Origin of the sequence: Citrobacter freundii complex sp. 2024EL-00216, from assembly GCF_043945515.1 — a bacterium.
GTDB classification, from domain to species: domain Bacteria; phylum Pseudomonadota; class Gammaproteobacteria; order Enterobacterales; family Enterobacteriaceae; genus Citrobacter; species Citrobacter portucalensis.
This window is the reverse complement of sequence record NZ_JBIMRA010000016.1, coordinates 53,503-70,025: the sequence shown is the minus strand read 5'-3', so window position 1 is coordinate 70,025 and position 16,523 is coordinate 53,503. Positions and strand designations below refer to the sequence as shown.

The 16,523-nt window shown below is 53.2% G+C and carries 16 protein-coding genes and 1 tRNA gene; 6 read left to right on the top strand and 11 right to left on the bottom strand.

Annotation, left to right across the window (positions count from 1 at the left end; translation table 11 throughout):
- Positions 1-61: 61 nt before the first annotated feature.
- From cueP to ACHHZ7_RS18795, 3 genes are all read right to left on the bottom strand, one after another.
- Entirely contained in the window at positions 62-601 is a 540-nt protein-coding gene (cueP, locus tag ACHHZ7_RS18805; protein WP_032945331.1) for a copper-binding periplasmic metallochaperone CueP, read from the bottom strand.
- A 187-nt stretch (positions 602-788) separates the two neighbouring features.
- Positions 789-1,001 (bottom strand): RNA chaperone/antiterminator CspA, encoded by a 213-nt coding sequence (cspA, locus tag ACHHZ7_RS18800; protein WP_000014594.1) that lies wholly within the window; start codon positions 999-1,001, stop codon positions 789-791.
- A gap of 279 nt (positions 1,002-1,280) precedes the next feature.
- Positions 1,281-1,571, bottom strand: coding sequence for an HTH-type transcriptional regulator (locus ACHHZ7_RS18795; protein ID WP_003827383.1), 291 nt, complete (start codon positions 1,569-1,571; stop codon positions 1,281-1,283).
- A gap of 380 nt (positions 1,572-1,951) precedes the next feature.
- Here ACHHZ7_RS18795 and ACHHZ7_RS18790 point away from each other — a divergent pair, with 380 nt between their 5' ends.
- Positions 1,952-2,662 (top strand): DUF3053 domain-containing protein, encoded by a 711-nt coding sequence (locus ACHHZ7_RS18790; protein ID WP_003827386.1) that lies wholly within the window; start codon positions 1,952-1,954, stop codon positions 2,660-2,662.
- A gap of 58 nt (positions 2,663-2,720) precedes the next feature.
- Here ACHHZ7_RS18790 and ghrB read toward each other — a convergent pair whose 3' ends face one another.
- From ghrB to ACHHZ7_RS18760, 6 genes are all read right to left on the bottom strand, one after another.
- The gene (gene ghrB / locus ACHHZ7_RS18785; protein WP_003827388.1) at positions 2,721-3,695 is read right to left on the bottom strand and encodes a glyoxylate/hydroxypyruvate reductase GhrB; all 975 of its coding nucleotides are present in this window, start codon (positions 3,693-3,695) and stop codon (positions 2,721-2,723) included.
- Positions 3,696-3,717: 22 nt separating this feature from the next.
- Positions 3,718-4,998 carry an MFS transporter gene (locus ACHHZ7_RS18780; protein WP_003827389.1) on the bottom strand — a complete coding sequence of 427 codons (1,281 nt, stop codon included), beginning with the start codon at positions 4,996-4,998 and terminating at the stop codon, positions 3,718-3,720.
- 64 nt (positions 4,999-5,062) lie between these two features.
- Entirely contained in the window at positions 5,063-6,001 is a 939-nt protein-coding gene (locus tag ACHHZ7_RS18775; RefSeq protein WP_060682933.1) for a sugar kinase, read from the bottom strand.
- Positions 6,002-6,004: 3 nt separating this feature from the next.
- On the bottom strand, positions 6,005-6,754 hold the full coding sequence (locus tag ACHHZ7_RS18770; protein WP_060682932.1) for a sugar phosphate isomerase/epimerase: 750 nt from the start codon (positions 6,752-6,754) through the stop codon (positions 6,005-6,007).
- Positions 6,755-6,853: 99 nt separating this feature from the next.
- On the bottom strand, positions 6,854-7,870 hold the full coding sequence (locus tag ACHHZ7_RS18765; RefSeq protein ID WP_048215331.1) for a LacI family DNA-binding transcriptional regulator: 1,017 nt from the start codon (positions 7,868-7,870) through the stop codon (positions 6,854-6,856).
- Between the two features lie 104 nt (positions 7,871-7,974).
- The gene (locus ACHHZ7_RS18760) at positions 7,975-8,637 is read right to left on the bottom strand and encodes an OmpA family lipoprotein (protein WP_003827397.1); all 663 of its coding nucleotides are present in this window, start codon (positions 8,635-8,637) and stop codon (positions 7,975-7,977) included.
- Positions 8,638-8,796: 159 nt separating this feature from the next.
- Here ACHHZ7_RS18760 and ACHHZ7_RS18755 point away from each other — a divergent pair, with 159 nt between their 5' ends.
- On the top strand, positions 8,797-11,130 hold the full coding sequence (locus ACHHZ7_RS18755) for a molybdopterin guanine dinucleotide-containing S/N-oxide reductase (RefSeq protein WP_060682931.1): 2,334 nt from the start codon (positions 8,797-8,799) through the stop codon (positions 11,128-11,130).
- Here ACHHZ7_RS18755 and ACHHZ7_RS18750 read toward each other — a convergent pair.
- On the bottom strand, positions 11,099-11,539 hold the full coding sequence (locus ACHHZ7_RS18750) for an N-acetyltransferase (protein ID WP_060682930.1): 441 nt from the start codon (positions 11,537-11,539) through the stop codon (positions 11,099-11,101). The two genes, ACHHZ7_RS18755 and ACHHZ7_RS18750, sit on opposite strands and share 32 nt — an antisense overlap.
- The gene (gene tag / locus ACHHZ7_RS18745; protein ID WP_060682929.1) at positions 11,529-12,098 is read right to left on the bottom strand and encodes a DNA-3-methyladenine glycosylase I; all 570 of its coding nucleotides are present in this window, start codon (positions 12,096-12,098) and stop codon (positions 11,529-11,531) included. Before tag ends, ACHHZ7_RS18750 begins: the two co-directional genes overlap by 11 nt.
- A 159-nt stretch (positions 12,099-12,257) precedes the next feature.
- On the opposite strand from tag, the gene ACHHZ7_RS18740 reads away from it, so the two are divergent.
- From ACHHZ7_RS18740 to ACHHZ7_RS18725, 4 genes are all read left to right on the top strand, one after another.
- A complete protein-coding gene (locus ACHHZ7_RS18740) occupies positions 12,258-12,959 on the top strand; it encodes an autotransporter outer membrane beta-barrel domain-containing protein (protein WP_060682928.1) in 702 nt (233 codons plus the stop codon).
- Positions 12,960-13,210: 251 nt separating this feature from the next.
- A complete protein-coding gene (locus ACHHZ7_RS18735) occupies positions 13,211-14,413 on the top strand; it encodes an MFS transporter (RefSeq protein WP_020996062.1) in 1,203 nt (400 codons plus the stop codon).
- 210 nt (positions 14,414-14,623) lie between these two features.
- A complete protein-coding gene (gene eptB / locus ACHHZ7_RS18730; protein WP_008786420.1) occupies positions 14,624-16,318 on the top strand; it encodes a kdo(2)-lipid A phosphoethanolamine 7''-transferase in 1,695 nt (564 codons plus the stop codon).
- A 91-nt stretch (positions 16,319-16,409) separates the two neighbouring features.
- A tRNA-Pro gene (locus ACHHZ7_RS18725) sits at positions 16,410-16,486 on the top strand.
- The last annotated feature ends 37 nt before the right edge of the window (positions 16,487-16,523 follow it).

The window sequence follows — 16,523 nt, the reverse complement described above, 5'->3', positions numbered from 1 at the left end:
CTACGAGAGAAACACCAGTAGGCCGGATAAGCATTGCGCTATCCGGCATTTTTTTATGTTATTAGCGCAACTGCAATTTTGTCAGACAGGTCTGGCTGTCTTCCATCGTCTTAATAGGATACTCCGCCGTTTTACCGTTGTAGCTCACTGCGATGGTGCCTTCCATATTGCGCGGTAGCCATACCCCGACAAAGCCATTACGGCCGCTCTTCATCGCTTTTTGTACCACCACATCACCCTTGTTATCCGTCACTTTGACATTGAATGTCTTCTCCGGCATTTCGCCCTGGCAGCCAGAAAGGCTGTGGTTGAAGCAAGGATGTGTTTGCCATTCATACGGGGCAAACGACAGATAAAACTTGTCACCGAGCGGCAGGGTATAAACCTGATCGCCCGAAGAGAGCTTCAACGCGGTGCTGGTGATGGACGCTGAGTACGGCAGCGGGCGACTCTGCGGTGACTGATCAATCGTCTCTACGATTTGTTCGACGGATTTCCCGCTAAGCCCGTGTTCGGCCAGAAAAGTAGCTTCCGGCGTTGCCGCGAACGCAGTACCTGTAGTGAGCAAACCTAAAATCAGCAGCAGTGAGGATTTCGACATAGCTTCAATTCCTTGTGAAAATTGTGGAATATAGACTGGCTCACTATAAAGCTTGCCCTTAGGGAAAGGTCAAAGGGGCGACGGGTAAAGTAATGCAAAGAAGCGTTTAGGTGGGATGTGCTGCGAAGTACAGATAAAAAAAATCCCCGCCGTTTGGCAGGGATTCAGAATTTTGAGCTTTTTAAGCTTACAGGCTGGTTACGTTGCCAGCTGCCGGGCCTTTAGCGCCGCTTTCGATGGTGAAGGAAACTTTCTGACCTTCGTCCAGAGATTTGTAGCCATCGTTCTGAATAGCAGAGAAGTGTACGAACACGTCTTTAGAGCCATCGTCAGGAGTGATGAAGCCGAAACCTTTGTCAGCGTTGAACCATTTTACGATACCAGTCATTTTACCGGACATAGTGTATTACCTTTTAAAAAATAAGTGTGCCTTTCGGCGATATGGCGTGCTTTACAGATTTTTTAACAGTAAAGGAAATGCTCACTACGAAGGGTATCAACGATAACTCTTGAAGGGACTTGCCTTACTAACTGCTGTAATGGTCTGTACGTCAAACCGTTGAGGGCATTAACTCATTTTACGCATGTGGATGCAACTACTATTTTCTTTTTTGTGGATAACCTTCGTAAGAGAACGGCCCTGAAACAGGACCGTTCTTAAGCAAAATTGAAAAATAGTTCAATCCATCAGTTGCTTACTTAACCTAGGGTCTGCCTGAATCAGGCGCATTAACTTCAATTCGGTAGTGGAAGGCTTTACGCGTTTAGACTCCCATTCATGAACCATCGCGACCGTCACGCCCATCACTCGGGCAAAATCATCTGTTTTTAAACCTGTCCCTCGTCGTAGCTGTTCAAATTCGGTGAAAGGGTTGGTTTTTTGCGGCAGAGTGACCGTCTGCGATACATCTTTAAAAACAATCTGCTCCAGACTGCTTAGCAGTTCAAACATAGGATCTTTGTATTCCATTGAGAACTCCTACAAATCACACAGCGGGATCGTGAATTTCTTCGAAGCTCATTAAGAGTAGTCGGAAAAAATGAAGCCGGATTTAAGGGTTGTGTGATGGATTCGTTTCAGCGGATCGCTGGTGACAATCTTTTGCTGGCTAACGAACTGATAAAGGTCGGGATCTCCGAACGATCGATTCCGATTGTAAAGATGACTAAAATATGACGCCGAGTGGTGAATGCAGCATTGTTTAGCAAAACGAACGGTGGCGGGAACGGTTATTTTCCCCCACAAGATTACGCGGAAAGGGTATCTTGCGGGGCTGACCTGGACTATCCTTGTCAACGTCAGGCACGCGGGTGTCGTTGTGCGCATTTTTGGGTGAAAGGAGTATTAAAATGGCGACAGGTAAGTCCTGCTCTCGCTGGTTTGCGCCTGTTTTGGCGCTCTTAATGGTAGTTGGCCTGAGTGGGTGTTTTGATAAAGAAGGCGATCAACGCAAAGCGTTTATCGATTTTCTGCAGAATACTGCAATGCGTAGCGGAGAGCGTTTACCAACGCTGACCGCCGATCAGAAAAAACAGTTTGGCCCGTTTGTGTCCGATTACGCGATTCTGTATGGCTATTCGCAGCAGGTTAATCAGGCGATGGACTCCGGTCTGCGTCCGGTGGTTGATAGCGTAAATGCGATTCGTGTTCCTCAGGATTATGTGACTCAGCGTGAACCGCTGCGTCAGGCAAATGGTGCGCTAGGTGTATTAGGGCAACAGTTGCAGAATGCGAAACTACAGGCAGATGCTGCGCATGGCGCGCTGAAGCAGGGCGAAGATCTGAAGCCGGTCTTTGATCAGGTCTACAACAAAGTTGTTACTGCACCAGCAGAGGCCTTACAGCCGCTGATCCCTGCCGCGCAAATTTTCACGCAGCAGCTGGTGCAGGTTGGTGATTTTGTGGCGCAGCAGGATACGCAGGTGAGCTTTGTCGCCAACGGTATCCAGTTCCCAACGTCACAGCAGGCAAGTCAGTACAATACGCTGATTGGCCCGTTGGCTGCTCAGCATCAGGCATTTAATCAGGCCTGGACTGCTGCGGTGAATGCCGCTCAGTAATTAAGATACGGTAATACATGAAAGGCCGGGTGAGCGTAAGCGCTACCCGGCCTTTTGTTTATGATGCGACTTGCGGGTTTACGCAGTTCTTCTCAACGTGTCCTTGCAGCGCATCGATTAAGTTATCCACCGCACAGGCCGCCATGTTGTAGCGCGTTTCGTGCGTGGCTGAACCAATGTGCGGTACGGCCACCACGTTGGGCAGTGACAGCAGCGGTGAGTCTACCGATAATGGCTCTTGCTCAAATACATCCAGGCCAGCGGCATGAATTTCGCCTTTTTGCAGGGCAGCAATCAACGCTTTTTCATCGACCACCGGGCCACGTCCGGCGTTAATGAAAATGGCGGAAGACTTCATTTTGGCAAACTGCTCGGTGCTGAACAGATGATGCGTTTCGTCGGTCAACGGCAGGATCAGGCAGACAAAATCAGACTCCTGCAACAGCGTATCGAGGTCGCAGTAACGTGCATTGAAGCGCTCTTCTGCTTCCTGATGATGACGGCGCGCATTATAGAGAATCGGCATGCTAAAGCCGAAATGCGCACGTTGTGCCAGCGCCAGCCCAATGCGGCCCATACCGACAATCCCCAGCGTTTTGTGGTGTACATCGGTACCAAACCAGTCCGGTCCGATACTTTTGGTCCATTCGCCGACCTTTACCCGTTCGGCAACTTCCACTACGCGGCGAGCGGTGCTTAACACCAGCGCCATTACCGTATCGGCGACGGTTTCCGTCAGCACGGTTGGCGTGTGCATCAACAGCACCTTACGCGCGTTGAGGGCATCGACGTCGAAGTTGTCATAGCCTACGGAAATCGTGGATGTCGCACGCAGCCTGGGCATTTTCTCCAGCAGAGCGGTATTGACGGCTTCACTGGAGCCCAGCAGACCTTCTGCATTGGCAAAAGCGTCGGCGTGCTGTGCGACCGTTTCCGGGCGCAGGTTAGGCACCTGAGTCACAGTAAAATGTTCTTCCAGGCGATGCAGTAAATCGTCAGGTAACGCTTTATAGAGAATAATGGACGGCTTCATGCGAATCTCCGTAAGTTAAAATTTAAGCGTGGCGTGCGCCAATAGGTAGCTGTTGATTATTAGCAGGCTTAACAATGAGAGTTAGCCACACTGAGACAAAAAGCGCTACCCCCATAAAAATGTACGAGGCAGACGGGCTGCCAGTAGCGCCATTGAGGTAGCCGACAAACCATGAACCAAAGAATGAGCCTAGCGCGCCCATGCTGTTGATCAACGCCATTGCCCCACCGGCGACGTTGCGCGGCAGCATTTCCGGGATGATGGCGAAGAAGGGACCATAGGGGGCATACATTGCCGCGCCTGCAATAACCAACAGCGTGTAAGAAATCCAGAAGTGGTCTGCGCCTACGGCCCAGGAGCCGATAAACGCGAACGCCGCGATCAGTAACAGTGGCCAGACAAACAGCTTACGGTTTTGTAGCTTATCGGACGCCCAGGAGACGAGGATCATCGCCGCCGTTGCCGCCAGATACGGTACGGATGACAGCCAACCAACTTCCACCATCCCCAGGTTTGCGCCGCCGTTGCGGATAATCGACGGCAGCCACAGGACAAAACCATAGACGCCAATACTCCAGGCGAAATACTGCATACACAGCAGGATGACGTTACGTGAGCGGAAAGCCTCGCTATAGTTACGTACGGCTTTGATGCCTTGCTGCTCTTTTTCCAGTTGTGCCTGAAGAGCGGCTTTTTCAGATTCTGACAGCCAACCGACCTGAGACGGTTTGTCTTTTACCAGCACCCACCAGCAGAACGCCCAGATGATGGCCGGGAAGCCCTCGATGATGAACATTTCCCGCCAGCCCAGCGCCTGAATCAGGTAACCGGAAACCACGGACATCCACAGAACGGTGACCGGATTACCGAGGATCAGGAAAGTGTTTGCGCGCGAGCGTTCAGATTTCGTAAACCAGTTGCTGATATAAATCAGCATTGCCGGCATCACGGCGGCTTCAACGACGCCAAGAATAAAGCGGATGGCGGCAAGCATTGGAATATTGCTGACCATGCCGGTTAACGACGCGCATGCGCCCCAGAGGATCAGACAGACAAAAATCAGTTTTCGTACGCTGCGGCGTTCAGCGTAAATTGCGCCCGGGATCTGAAAGAAGAAATAGCCGAGGAAAAACAGTGCGCCCAGCAGGGAAGAGATCCCCTTGGTAATGCCGAGGTCCTCGTTGATACCGGCGGCGGAGGCGAAGCTGAAGTTCGCGCGGTCAAGGTACGCCAGGCTATACGTGATAAACACGATTGGCATGATGTACCACCAGCGTTTTGCTGCATTAGTTGAGCTATTCATAGACTGCCCTCTGGTTATGCTGATACGCCGCCTCTGTATGTAGGGTACAGAGTTGGCCGGGAGTTTATTCCCCTAATTGTTCACGTGTGGGTAATCCTTCGCTGTCGCCCTGAACCTGAATGGCCAGAGCGCCAATTTTATTGCCGCGGGTCACCGCCTGATGCAACGAGCGGCCTTCCAGCAGGGCGCTAATAACGCCTACGGCAAAGCCATCTCCTGCGCCGACCGTATCGACCACATTGTCGACTTTTACCGGTGCCACGCAGCCTTGTTCGCCGCTGGTGGTTTTGTACCAGGCGCCATCAGCCCCGGTTTTCACGATCACGGCCTTCACGCCATGGCGCAGATAAAAGTCGGCGATGGCTTCAGGCGTTTGCTGACCGGTTAAAATCATGCCCTCTTTTAACCCTGGTAAAACCCAGTCTGCCTGGAATGCCAGGCGGTTCAGTTTTTCCACCATTTCGGCTTCGCTTTTCCACAATACCGGGCGCAAATTCGGGTCGAACGAGATGGTCTTCCCCTGGGCCTTCATGGTGCGGGCGGTATGCGCCAGTAGTTCATAAGAGCTGGCAGAAAGCGCTGCCGCTACGCCACTCAGGTGCAGGTGGCGCGCGCTGGCGAAATAGTCCTCGTGATAATCTTCAATGCTGAGGTGGCTGGCAGCGGAACCTTTACGGAAATATTCCACAATGGGATCGGTTCCATTTTCGACCTTAGATTTAAGCTGAAAGCCAGTAGCGTAACGCCCGTCCTGGGTGACTCCCTGCGCATCAATCCCTTCTTTTTCCAGCGACTTAACGATAAAACGTCCAAAACTGTCGTTGCCTACACGGCTCACCCAACCGACCTTCAGGCCCAGACGGGCAAGACCGGTCGCCACGTTGAGCTCCGCGCCTGCAACGCGCTTGATAAACTTCTCCACATCCGCCAGTTCGCCGGTTTGCGTGGCGACAAACATCGCCATCGCTTCACCAATAGTGACCACATCCAGTGAATTTTTCATGCGTTACTCCTCGCGTAACAGCTCGACGTAGTGGCGGGTAACCGCCGTCAGATCCTGCCCTTCCAGGGGGAACTCAATGCCGCGCGGGACGTCGTTGGGCAGCGTTTTTAGCAGCGCCATCCAGCGCGAGTCTGTTGCATCTGGCGGTACGGCGCGGTAGCTGTCGCGATGTGTGACAGCGGCTTTGACATGGATATAGCCAACGGTTGACGCCAGGTTTTGTGCTGCTTCTTCCGGGGAGTCGCCCACCCACAGCCAGTTGCCCATATCGAAGGTTAAAGATATCGGCAGGTTTTGCGTCTGACAGGCTTCGTTAAAGCGTTGCATCGGTTGCAGGCGTCCGCAGGCGGTTTGATCGTTCTCAACAACCAGCTCCATTCCGCTGTTGTCGAGCCATTCGCGTAAAACGTTGAACTGTTCGGTATGGGAAAAATGGCCGAGAGAGACTTTTAACCACAGCGCCTGCAGGGCCTGCGCTTCTTCAAGTAGCGCGGGAAGTTGGGGGTTGAGGTTACCGTTCGCAAGGAACAATGGCTCAGGTGCTGAGTAACAGGCCAGCAGGCCGAAGATTTCGATAGCAGAAGCCATCGTAGGGAGCGTTTTCAGCTCGGTATCGGTTAATAACTCGCGGCGGATTTCAACGCCGTCAGCACCGGCTTCAGCGATGATGGGCAGCATTGCCGTTTGCCCGCCTGCGGCCCGTACCTGGTCGTGGCCGTAAGCGGCGGTGACCACCATAATTTTTCTTTTCATGGAAACTCCAGACTAGCGTTCTTGTCATAACGCTAGATGGAACCGGTTCCAAAGAAAAGCCCATGATGTCGAATTTATGATCACCATCACGAAGGTAATTTAACGGCAGGTAGAGCCGCGCACGATCAGCTCGCCGGAGAAGACCTGCTCCTGAATGGCCGCAGAGCCGCCATCGATCCGGCGCACAACCTGCTCAACGGCGGTGTAACCAATCTGCCAGGTGGGTTGTTTCAACGTGGTAATACCAACGCCCGCCAGCTCGGCCCATTCCAGCTCGTCAAAACCGAGTAGGCCAATGTCGCTCCCCCAGTTGAGGCCAATGCGTTTCAGGGCGCGGGCTACTTGTAGCGTGAGGGCACCGTTGGCAGAGATAACAGCTTTGCGCATTCCACGATGCTGCTGGTGAAACTGGCGCAGGGTGTCGTCCAGTTGCGTATTGTCCGTGAGCGGGACTTCGGCATTTTGCGCGATAACGCCAGGGTATTGCGCGAGCGTGGCACGAAAAGCGCTCAGGCGTTCGCGGCGGGTATTCACCATGCCGAGTGGTTCGCTGAGGAACAGGATGGCTTCAAAACCTTGTTCGACCAGATGTTCGGTGGCAACCGTTGCCGCCTGGGTGTTATCCAGCCCGACCATATCACAGGCGAAATCGGGAATTTTACGGTCAATCAGCACCATCGGCAGCGCAGACTGTTGCAGGCGGTTCAGCCCCTCTTCGCGCATCCCGACGGCGTTGACCACAATCCCTTCGACCTGGTAGCTGCGCAGCAGGTCGAGATAATGCAGTTCCTGATCCACTTCGTTGTTGGTGTTACACACCAGCGGGGTAAAGCCTTTATCGCGACAGGCGGCTTCAATACCACTTAGCACGTTGACGGAGTAGGGATTAGTAATATCGGCGATGATCAGGCCAATCAGGCGGGTACGACCGTGTTTCAGGCCTCTTGCCATCAGGCTGGGACGGTAGTCGAGATCGGCAATGGCTTGTTCAATGCGGGCCAGCAGCGCGTCGGAAAGCAGGTGCTTTTCACCGTTGAGATAACGTGAAATGCTGGTCTTGCCGGTTTTTGCAGCTTTCGCCACATCGCTGATGGTTGCCCGTGTTGATTTGCTCATCGCTGATTTCCCTGAGTTTGGTGACAACACCTTAACGCGAAAATCAACGATGGCAAGTGCTTCATGCCGGATGGACGCGGACTGTCTCCATCCGGCACAAAACGTTACTGGATCGGGCTTAAGGTAATTTCTACGCGACGGTTTTGCGCTTTACCTTCCGCTGTGCTGTTGCTGGCGATCGGATTTGCCGGGCCCATACCCTGAGTGCGGATGCGGTTAGCTGCGACCCCTTGAGTGATCAAGGCGCTGGCTACGGAGTCTGCGCGCTGCTGTGACAGACGCATATTCAGATCCTGGCTGCCGGTGCTGTCGGTGAAGCCCAGCACGTTGACGGCGGTTTTATTGTACTCTTTCAGTACCATCGCCACGCCGGTCAGGGTGTTAGCACCCGCAGGCTTCAGGTTGGCACTGCTGCTGTCGAAGGTGACGTTGTTTGGCATGTTCAGAATGATGTTATCGCCACTGCGCGTCACGCTGACGCCCGTTCCCTGCATTTTTTCGCGCAGTTTCGCTTCCTGCACGTCCATGTAATAGCCGATACCACCGCCAACGGCCGCGCCAGCCGCTGCGCCAATCAGTGCGCCTTTGCCGCGATCTTTCTTCGAAGAAGAGAGTGCGCCAATGCCCGCGCCGACCAGAGAGCCAATACCTGCGCCAATGCCGGATTTACCCGCTTCGCGTTCGCCGGTGTAAGGGTTTGTTGTGCAGCCAGAAACCGCCAGGGCGCCGCTCACGATGGCAGCAATAACAAATACACGTTTCTTCATCTTAATTCCTTAATGACTTTTTCTTCTTTGCCACAGCGACCGTGGCGGTTGATTATGACGTGTGAACATGAAGAAAATTCCAGGGAAGACTCTGAAATTTGTAAGTAACATTGAACGGCATAATAAATAATCCGTCACATCGCATTCAGGAGCGCCATCTTGGCTAATTCACCCGCACATTACTCAGTGTTAACCGCCGCCCACTGGGGACCAATCCTCGTCGACACTGATGGTGAGACGATTTTCTCCTCGCGTGGCGCGCTGCCCACCGCTCATCCCAACTCTTTGCAAACCGTGGTGCGCGACCAGGTTCACAGTAAAACGCGGGTACGTTTTCCGATGGTGCGTAAAGGGTTTCTCGCCTCGCCGGAAAACCCACAGGGCGTACGTGGGCAGGATGAGTTTGTTCGCGTCAGTTGGGACGACGCGCTGAATCTTATCCATACGCAGCATAAACGCATCCGTGACAGCTACGGCCCGGCCTCAATTTTTGCCGGTTCGTACGGCTGGCGTTCCAACGGCGTGTTACACAAAGCGGCGACCCTGTTACAGCGTTATATGGCGTTGGCGGGCGGTTATACCGGGCATCTGGGGGATTACTCGACGGGGGCTGCGCAGGCGATCATGCCGTACGTGGTGGGCGGGAACGAAGTTTACCAGCAGCAAACCAGCTGGCCGGTGGTGCTGGAGAACAGCGAGGTGGTGGTGTTGTGGAGCGCCAATCCGCTGAATACCCTGAAGATTGCCTGGAACGCGTCCGATGAGCAGGGCCTCGCGTACTTTGAGGCATTGCGCGACAGCGGTAAACGGTTGATCTGTATCGATCCGATGCGATCGGAAAGCGTCGATTTCTTTGGCGATAAGATGGAATGGATTGCCCCGCATATGGGGACCGACGTAGCGCTGATGCTGGGCATCGCGCATACGCTGGTGGAAAACGGCTGGCATGACGAGGACTTTCTCGCCCGGTGTACCACCGGATATGACCGTTTTGCCGACTATCTGCTGGGTAAATCTGACGATGTTGCAAAAAAGGCAGAATGGGCGGCAGAGATTTGTGGCATTCCGGCGGCGAAGATACGCGAACTTGCGGCGATATTTCACCAAAATACCACCATGCTGATGGCCGGATGGGGCATGCAGCGCCAACAGTATGGCGAGCAGAAACACTGGATGATTGTCACCCTGGCCGCCATGCTCGGACAAATCGGGACGCCAGGCGGCGGTTTTGGGCTGTCGTACCATTTTGCCAACGGCGGCAACCCAACGCGCCGGGCTGCGGTGCTGGCTTCAATGCAGGGCAGCGTTAAAGGCGGCACCGACGCGGTAGATAAAATCCCGGTGGCGCGAATTGTCGAAGCGCTGGAAAATCCCGGCGGTTTTTACCAGCACAACGGCATGGACCGCCATTTCCCGGACATCCGTATGCTGTGGTGGGCGGGTGGCGCTAACTTCACCCATCATCAGGACACTAACCGTTTAATTCGCGCCTGGCAAAAACCGGAGCTGGTGGTCATCTCGGAGTGTTTCTGGACCGCAGCAGCAAAGCATGCCGATATCGTGCTGCCAGCAACCACCTCCTTTGAGCGTAATGATTTGACCATGACTGGCGATTACAGCAACCAGCACCTGGTGCCGATGAAGCAGGTCGTACCGCCGCAGGACGAAGCGCGAAATGATTTTGATGTCTTTGCCGAGCTGAGTGAGCGCTGGGAAAAGGGCGGATATGAACGGTTCACCGAAGGTAAAAGCGAACTGGCGTGGCTGGAGACTTTTTACAATATTGCCGGGCAACGTGGGGCCAGTCAGCAGGTGACATTGCCGCCTTTCGCCGAGTTTTGGCAGCGCAACGCCCTGATCGAAATGCCGGAAAACGCCGCCAGCGCACAGTTTATCCGTTTTGCGGATTTTCGCCGCGACCCGCAGGCGCATCCGCTGAAAACGGACAGCGGCAAAATTGAAATCTACTCCGCGAGGATTGCAGGTTACGGCTACGCGGACTGCGCGGGACACCCGATGTGGCTGGAGCCGGATGAGTGGTTCGGTAACGCTGAACCGGACCAGCTACAGCTGCTTTCCGCCCACCCGGCGCACCGTTTGCATAGTCAGCTTAACTACAGTGCGCTACGTGAGCAGTACGCGGTAGCGGATCGTGAGCCGATAACGATTCATCCGCAGGACGCCCACGCGCGCGGCATTGCGGATGGCGATACGGTCAGGGTGTGGAACCAGCGCGGGCAAGTTCTGGCGGGCGCGGTGGTGACGGCGGGTATTAAACCCGGCGTCATCTGTATTCATGAAGGCGCCTGGCCTGATTTGGATCTCGCAGCGAACGGTATTTGTAAAAATGGTGCCGTCAACGTGCTGACCAAAGATCTCCCCAGCTCGAAGCTGGGGAATGGCTGCGCGGGCAACACCGCGCTGGCGTGGCTTGAAAAATATAGCGGACCAACGTTGGCGCTTACGGCGTTTGATCCGCCTGCCAGCCCATAATCCACGTGGGGTGGTGAGTCTCTTCCTGCCATGCGCCGTCTTCAATACGAAAACCCAGCGCATGGTAGAAGTTCACCGCTGATTGATTCTTCTGGTAGACCTCAAGGCTGAGTATCGAAAAGCGCTGCTGGACATGCTGCACCAGCGCTTTGCCGATCCCGCTTCTGATGGCGGCAGGTGCGACAAACAGCGCGCCGAGAAAGCGGTCGTCAATCACGCTGGCAAAGCCTTTGATCTCGCCTTCTTCTTCCCAAACCCAGGTTTGCGCGGCTGGCAGATAAACATCCCGCACCACGGATTCACTTTCGCGCCAGTAGCGCTCTTCGATAAATGGATGGGCATGGATTGTGCTTTCCATCCACAGCGCCAGAATTGACGGCAGATCGTCAGCCTTGGATTCACGAATCATGTTGTTCTCCCGGATAACAGATGCAGCTGGTGACATGGTCGTTGACGAGGCCGCACGCCTGCATAAAGGAGTAACAAATGGTGGTGCCGACAAACTTAAATCCGCGTTTTTTTAACGCTTTAGACAGCGCGTCTGACGCAGGCGTGGAGGGGGGAATATCGCTCAGGTTGGCGGCGCGAGTCACTTGCGGTTGGTTATCAACAAATGACCAGACGAATTCGCTAAACGACTCTCCGTTTTGCGCCATCGTCAGAAAAGCACGAGCGTTGCCGATAATGGCCTGAATTTTTCCGCGATGACGAATAATGCCTGCATCCAGTACCAGCCTTTCCACATCCTCTTCGGTCATGGCCGCCACTTTTTCCGGGTCAAAATGGTGGAAGGCGTGGCGATAGTTTTCCCGTTTCTTGAGCACGGTAATCCACGATAACCCGGCCTGCTGGCCCTCAAGGCAGATCATTTCGAACAGCTTTTTACCATCGGTTTCGGGGACGCCCCATTCCTTGTCGTGGTAGGCAATGTAAAGTGGGTCCTGGCTGACCCATCCGCAACGCTGCATATTCTTCCTCGCTGTTTTTACTGGCGTAAAAATTTCATTCGGCCCGCCTTGACGCGCCAGCTAAAAAGACAATATTTAATACAGGGCCTGATGGGCCCAATATCCTTCACACAATGACAATAATATCGCCGAATTCGGCTCTTTTCTGGAGTCGCGTTGATGATTATAAGAAACAGTAGTGGTCGCCAAAGGTTAACTCTGGCGAGCGTCGTAGTTTGTGCGCTGTCCATCAATACAGCATATGGCTGGCAACAAGAATATATCGTTGATGCGATGTCAGGGCATACGGCTGAACGTTATACATGGGACAGCGATCACCAACCACGTTATAACGACATTCTGGAAGAACGTATTCGTTCCACTCAGAACGTGGCGGGTCCCGTGGTGAATCTGGCGGATGAGACGCCTATGGATGCGACCAGCGGCATGAGTATGGGCTGGAACTTCCCGCTTTCCGGGCAGGTGACAACTGGTCCGGTTGCCGCTCTGCATTATGACGGTTCAACCACATCTACTTACAACGAATTTGGCGATAGCGCGACGTCGGTAACGCAGAACGATCCGCTGTGGCATGCCAGCGTGAGCTCGTTGGGCTGGCGAGTCAATTCGCAGTTCGGTGATGTGCGACCGTGGGCGCAAATCAGCTATAACCAGCAGTTTGGCGAGAATATCTGGAAGGCGCAGTCAGGTCTCAGCCGCATGTCAGCAGCGGGTCAGGGCGGTAATTGGGTGGATGTCACCGTCGGTGCGGATATGCTGTTGAACCCGCACATGGCGGCTTACGCAGCGCTTTCGCAGGCGGAAAACAGTACCAACAACAGCGACTATATGTACACCATGGGAGTGAGCGCCAAATTTTAACGTAAGTAATCAGCATATAAACATCTTGATTACATGTTGAGATCAACAATCACACGCACTCCAGCGATAGCGTGTACTAACTCATGCGATAAAATTCAGTAACCCGACTTTTTGTCTCGTCATTCATTCCGCATTCCAGGCATTTCATTCCGTCCTGGCGGCATTTCATGCCGTTTTCTCCTGCTCATAAAAGTGCTTCGGTATGGTTGTTGGCAGAGAATTTCCCATTTTGTTTATGCAGGAAGACTGCCATGAAAACTTCTGATTATCAGCGTACCCGCTGGCTGACACTGATCGGCACCATCATTACCCAATTTGCTTTAGGTTCTGTTTATACCTGGAGCCTGTTTAACGGTGCGCTCTCTTCTAAGCTTGATGCGCCGGTGAGTCAGGTTGCCTTTTCCTTTGGCCTGCTGAGCCTCGGGCTGGCAATTTCTTCTTCCGTCGCCGGGAAACTGCAGGAACGTTTTGGCGTGAAACGCGTCACCATGGCCTCCGGTATTTTACTGGGTGTCGGCTTCTTCTTAACCGCCCACTCTGACAGCCTGATTATGCTGTGGCTGAGCGCCGGTGTATTGGTCGGTCTGGCGGATGGCGCAGGCTACCTGTTAACACTTTCCAACTGTGTAAAATGGTTCCCTGAGCGTAAAGGGCTGATTTCCGCCTTTGCCATCGGTTCTTACGGTCTTGGCAGCCTCGGTTTTAAATTCATCGACAGCCAACTGTTGAGCACTGTGGGTCTGGAAAAAACCTTCATGATTTGGGGCGCGATTGTGCTGGTGATGATCGTCTTTGGCTCCACGCTGATGAAAGACGCGCCGAATCAGGAAGTGAAAACGAAAAATGGCGTGGTTGAGAATGACTACACCCTGGCGCAGTCCATGCGTAAACCGCAGTACTGGATGCTGGCAGTGATGTTCCTGACGGCGTGTATGAGTGGGCTGTATGTGATTGGCGTGGCGAAAGATATTGCACAAAGCCTGGCGCATATGGATGTGGCAACGGCGGCAAATGCGGTTACCGTCATTTCTATCGCTAACCTGTCAGGTCGTCTGGTTCTGGGGATTCTGTCCGACAAAATCTCTCGTATTCGCGTTATCACCATTGGGCAGGTCGTTTCGCTGGTCGGTATGGCGGCACTGCTGTTCGCCCCGCTGAATGATGCGACCTTCTTCGCGGCGATTGCCTGCGTAGCATTTAACTTTGGCGGTACCATCACCGTGTTCCCGTCACTGGTGAGCGAGTTCTTCGGTTTGAATAACCTTGCTAAAAACTACGGCGTCATTTACTTAGGTTTCGGTATCGGCAGCATTTGTGGCTCCATTATCGCCTCGCTGTTCGGCGGTTTCTATGTGACCTTCTGCGTTATCTTTGCGCTGTTAATTATCTCGCTGGCACTCTCCACCACCATCCGCCAGCCACAGCGTAGCGTATATACCGAGGCGCACGCCTAAACCTATTAGTAGTCTGATTAATACCTGGCGCATATATTTACAAAAATATATGCGCCATTTGCATTCTCCATAAGCACTTTTTCACCCTCCTGTGGTCTACTTACCCGCGCCCGTAGACATTTCACCTCTGCTGTTGTCGCATTTTCCCCTGCCTGGTCTGTTTGACTACTGCACAGGGTGTTTTTATCCCGATTCCCAGGGTTTGTTTGCATGAGATACATTAAGTCGATGACGCAGCAGAAACTCAGTTTCTTGCTGGCAATCTATATCGGTTTGTTTATGAACTGTGCTGTATTTTTCCGTCGCTTTAGCGGATATGCGCACGAGTTTACCGTCTGGAAAGGACTCTCCGCGGTTGTTGAATTGGCCGGCACTGTGCTGGTGACCTTCTTTTTACTCCGACTTCTCTCGTTATTTGGCCGACGCGCCTGGCGTGTGCTGGCAACCTTTGTGGTGCTGTGTTCTGCCGGCGCCAGTTATTATATGACCTTCCTGAACGTGGTAATTGGCTACGGCATTATCGCCTCCGTTATGACCACGGATATTGATTTATCGAAAGAAGTCGTCGGCTGGCATTTCATCGTGTGGCTGGTTTCGGTCAGTATTATCCCATTGGTGCTGATCTGGAGTAACCGCTGCCGCTATACCCTGATGAAACAGATACGTACGCCTGGTATGAGATGGCGCAGCGTGGCGGTAGTTTTACTGGCTGGTCTGATGGTATGGCTCCCGATTCGCCTGCTGAGTATGCAACAGAGAAGCGTTGAGCGAGCAACGGGGATCGATTTGCCCAGCTATGGCGGGGTAGTGGCGAATTCCTATCTGCCGTCAAACTGGCTCTCCGCGCTGGGTCTGTACGCCTGGGCACAGGTGGATGAATCCTCAGATAACAAATCGTTGATGAACCCGGCGAAGAAGTTTACCTATGTTGCCCCCAAAAACCTCGACGACACCTATGTGGTCTTTATTATCGGCGAAACGACCCGCTGGGATCATATGGGGATTTTTGGCTATGAGCGTAATACCACGCCAAGGCTCGCCCAGGAGAAAAATCTGGCCGCCTTCCGTGGATATTCCTGTGATACGGCAACCAAACTTTCGCTGCGTTGCATGTTTGTGCGTGAGGGTGGGGCAGAAGAAAACCCGCAGCGTACTCTGAAAGAACAAAACGTCTTCTCCGTGCTCGGCCAGTTAGGGTTCAAGACCGATCTTTACGCGATGCAAAGCGAGATGTGGTTCTACAGTAATACCATGGCGGAGAACATCGCCTATCGTGAGCAGATTGGCGCAGAGCCACGTAACCGTGGCAAGAACGTTGACGATATGCTGCTGATTACCGAGATGCAGCAGTCTTTACAGAATAATGAAGATGGTGACAAGCATCTGATTATTCTGCACACCAAAGGCTCGCATTTTAACTACACCCAGCGCTACACCCGCGAATATGCGCAGTGGAAGCCGGAGTGTGTCAATGTTGATAGCGGTTGCTCGAAAGCTGAGATGATCAACTCATTCGATAACTCGGTAACCTATGTTGATCACTTTATTACCAAAGTGTTTGATCAACTACGCGATAAGAAAGCGATCGTGTTTTACGCCGCCGATCACGGTGAGTCGATTAACGAGCGCGAGCACCTGCACGGTACACCGCGTAAAATGGCGCCACCTGAGCAGTTCCGCGTTCCTATGATGGTGTGGATGTCTGACAAGTATCTGGAAGACCCCGACCATGCGAAGGCGTTTGCACACCTTAAGCAAGAAGCTGATATGAAGGTGCCGCGTCGTCATGTGGAACTGTACGACACCATTTTGGGTTGCCTCGGTTATACCTCGCCAAATGGTGGTATTAACGAGAATAACAACTGGTGTCGTATCCCGGACGCGAATAAGGCTACAGCCCAGTAACTGAGCTGCTGACTTTCTCGCCGATCAAATGGCATTTTGATACTAAGGGATTGACGGGCGCGCAGCTGAGCAGTAAGATGCGCCCCGCATTCGGTGATTGGCGCAGCCTGGTAGCGCACTTCGTTCGGGACGAAGGGGTCGGAGGTTCGAATCCTCTATCACCGACCAAATTAGAAAAGCCCGCTCTCAGAGCGGGCTTTTTGCA

What these genes read in the sequence shown, in the direction of transcription:
- cueP (WP_032945331.1), bottom strand. Translation starts at nt 601, where the DNA reads ATGTCGAAATCCTCACTGCTGCTGATTTTAGGTTTGCTCACTACAGGT.
- cspA (WP_000014594.1), bottom strand. Translation starts at nt 1,001, where the DNA reads ATGTCCGGTAAAATGACTGGTATCGTAAAATGGTTCAACGCTGACAAA.
- ACHHZ7_RS18795 (WP_003827383.1), bottom strand. Translation starts at nt 1,571, where the DNA reads ATGGAATACAAAGATCCTATGTTTGAACTGCTAAGCAGTCTGGAGCAG.
- ACHHZ7_RS18790 (WP_003827386.1), top strand. Translation starts at nt 1,952, where the DNA reads ATGGCGACAGGTAAGTCCTGCTCTCGCTGGTTTGCGCCTGTTTTGGCG.
- ghrB (WP_003827388.1), bottom strand. Translation starts at nt 3,695, where the DNA reads ATGAAGCCGTCCATTATTCTCTATAAAGCGTTACCTGACGATTTACTG.
- ACHHZ7_RS18780 (WP_003827389.1), bottom strand. Translation starts at nt 4,998, where the DNA reads ATGAATAGCTCAACTAATGCAGCAAAACGCTGGTGGTACATCATGCCA.
- ACHHZ7_RS18775 (WP_060682933.1), bottom strand. Translation starts at nt 6,001, where the DNA reads ATGAAAAATTCACTGGATGTGGTCACTATTGGTGAAGCGATGGCGATG.
- ACHHZ7_RS18770 (WP_060682932.1), bottom strand. Translation starts at nt 6,754, where the DNA reads ATGAAAAGAAAAATTATGGTGGTCACCGCCGCTTACGGCCACGACCAG.
- ACHHZ7_RS18765 (WP_048215331.1), bottom strand. Translation starts at nt 7,870, where the DNA reads ATGAGCAAATCAACACGGGCAACCATCAGCGATGTGGCGAAAGCTGCA.
- ACHHZ7_RS18760 (WP_003827397.1), bottom strand. Translation starts at nt 8,637, where the DNA reads ATGAAGAAACGTGTATTTGTTATTGCTGCCATCGTGAGCGGCGCCCTG.
- ACHHZ7_RS18750 (WP_060682930.1), bottom strand. Translation starts at nt 11,539, where the DNA reads ATGATTCGTGAATCCAAGGCTGACGATCTGCCGTCAATTCTGGCGCTG.
- tag (WP_060682929.1), bottom strand. Translation starts at nt 12,098, where the DNA reads ATGCAGCGTTGCGGATGGGTCAGCCAGGACCCACTTTACATTGCCTAC.
- ACHHZ7_RS18740 (WP_060682928.1), top strand. Translation starts at nt 12,258, where the DNA reads ATGATTATAAGAAACAGTAGTGGTCGCCAAAGGTTAACTCTGGCGAGC.
- ACHHZ7_RS18735 (WP_020996062.1), top strand. Translation starts at nt 13,211, where the DNA reads ATGAAAACTTCTGATTATCAGCGTACCCGCTGGCTGACACTGATCGGC.
- eptB (WP_008786420.1), top strand. Translation starts at nt 14,624, where the DNA reads ATGAGATACATTAAGTCGATGACGCAGCAGAAACTCAGTTTCTTGCTG.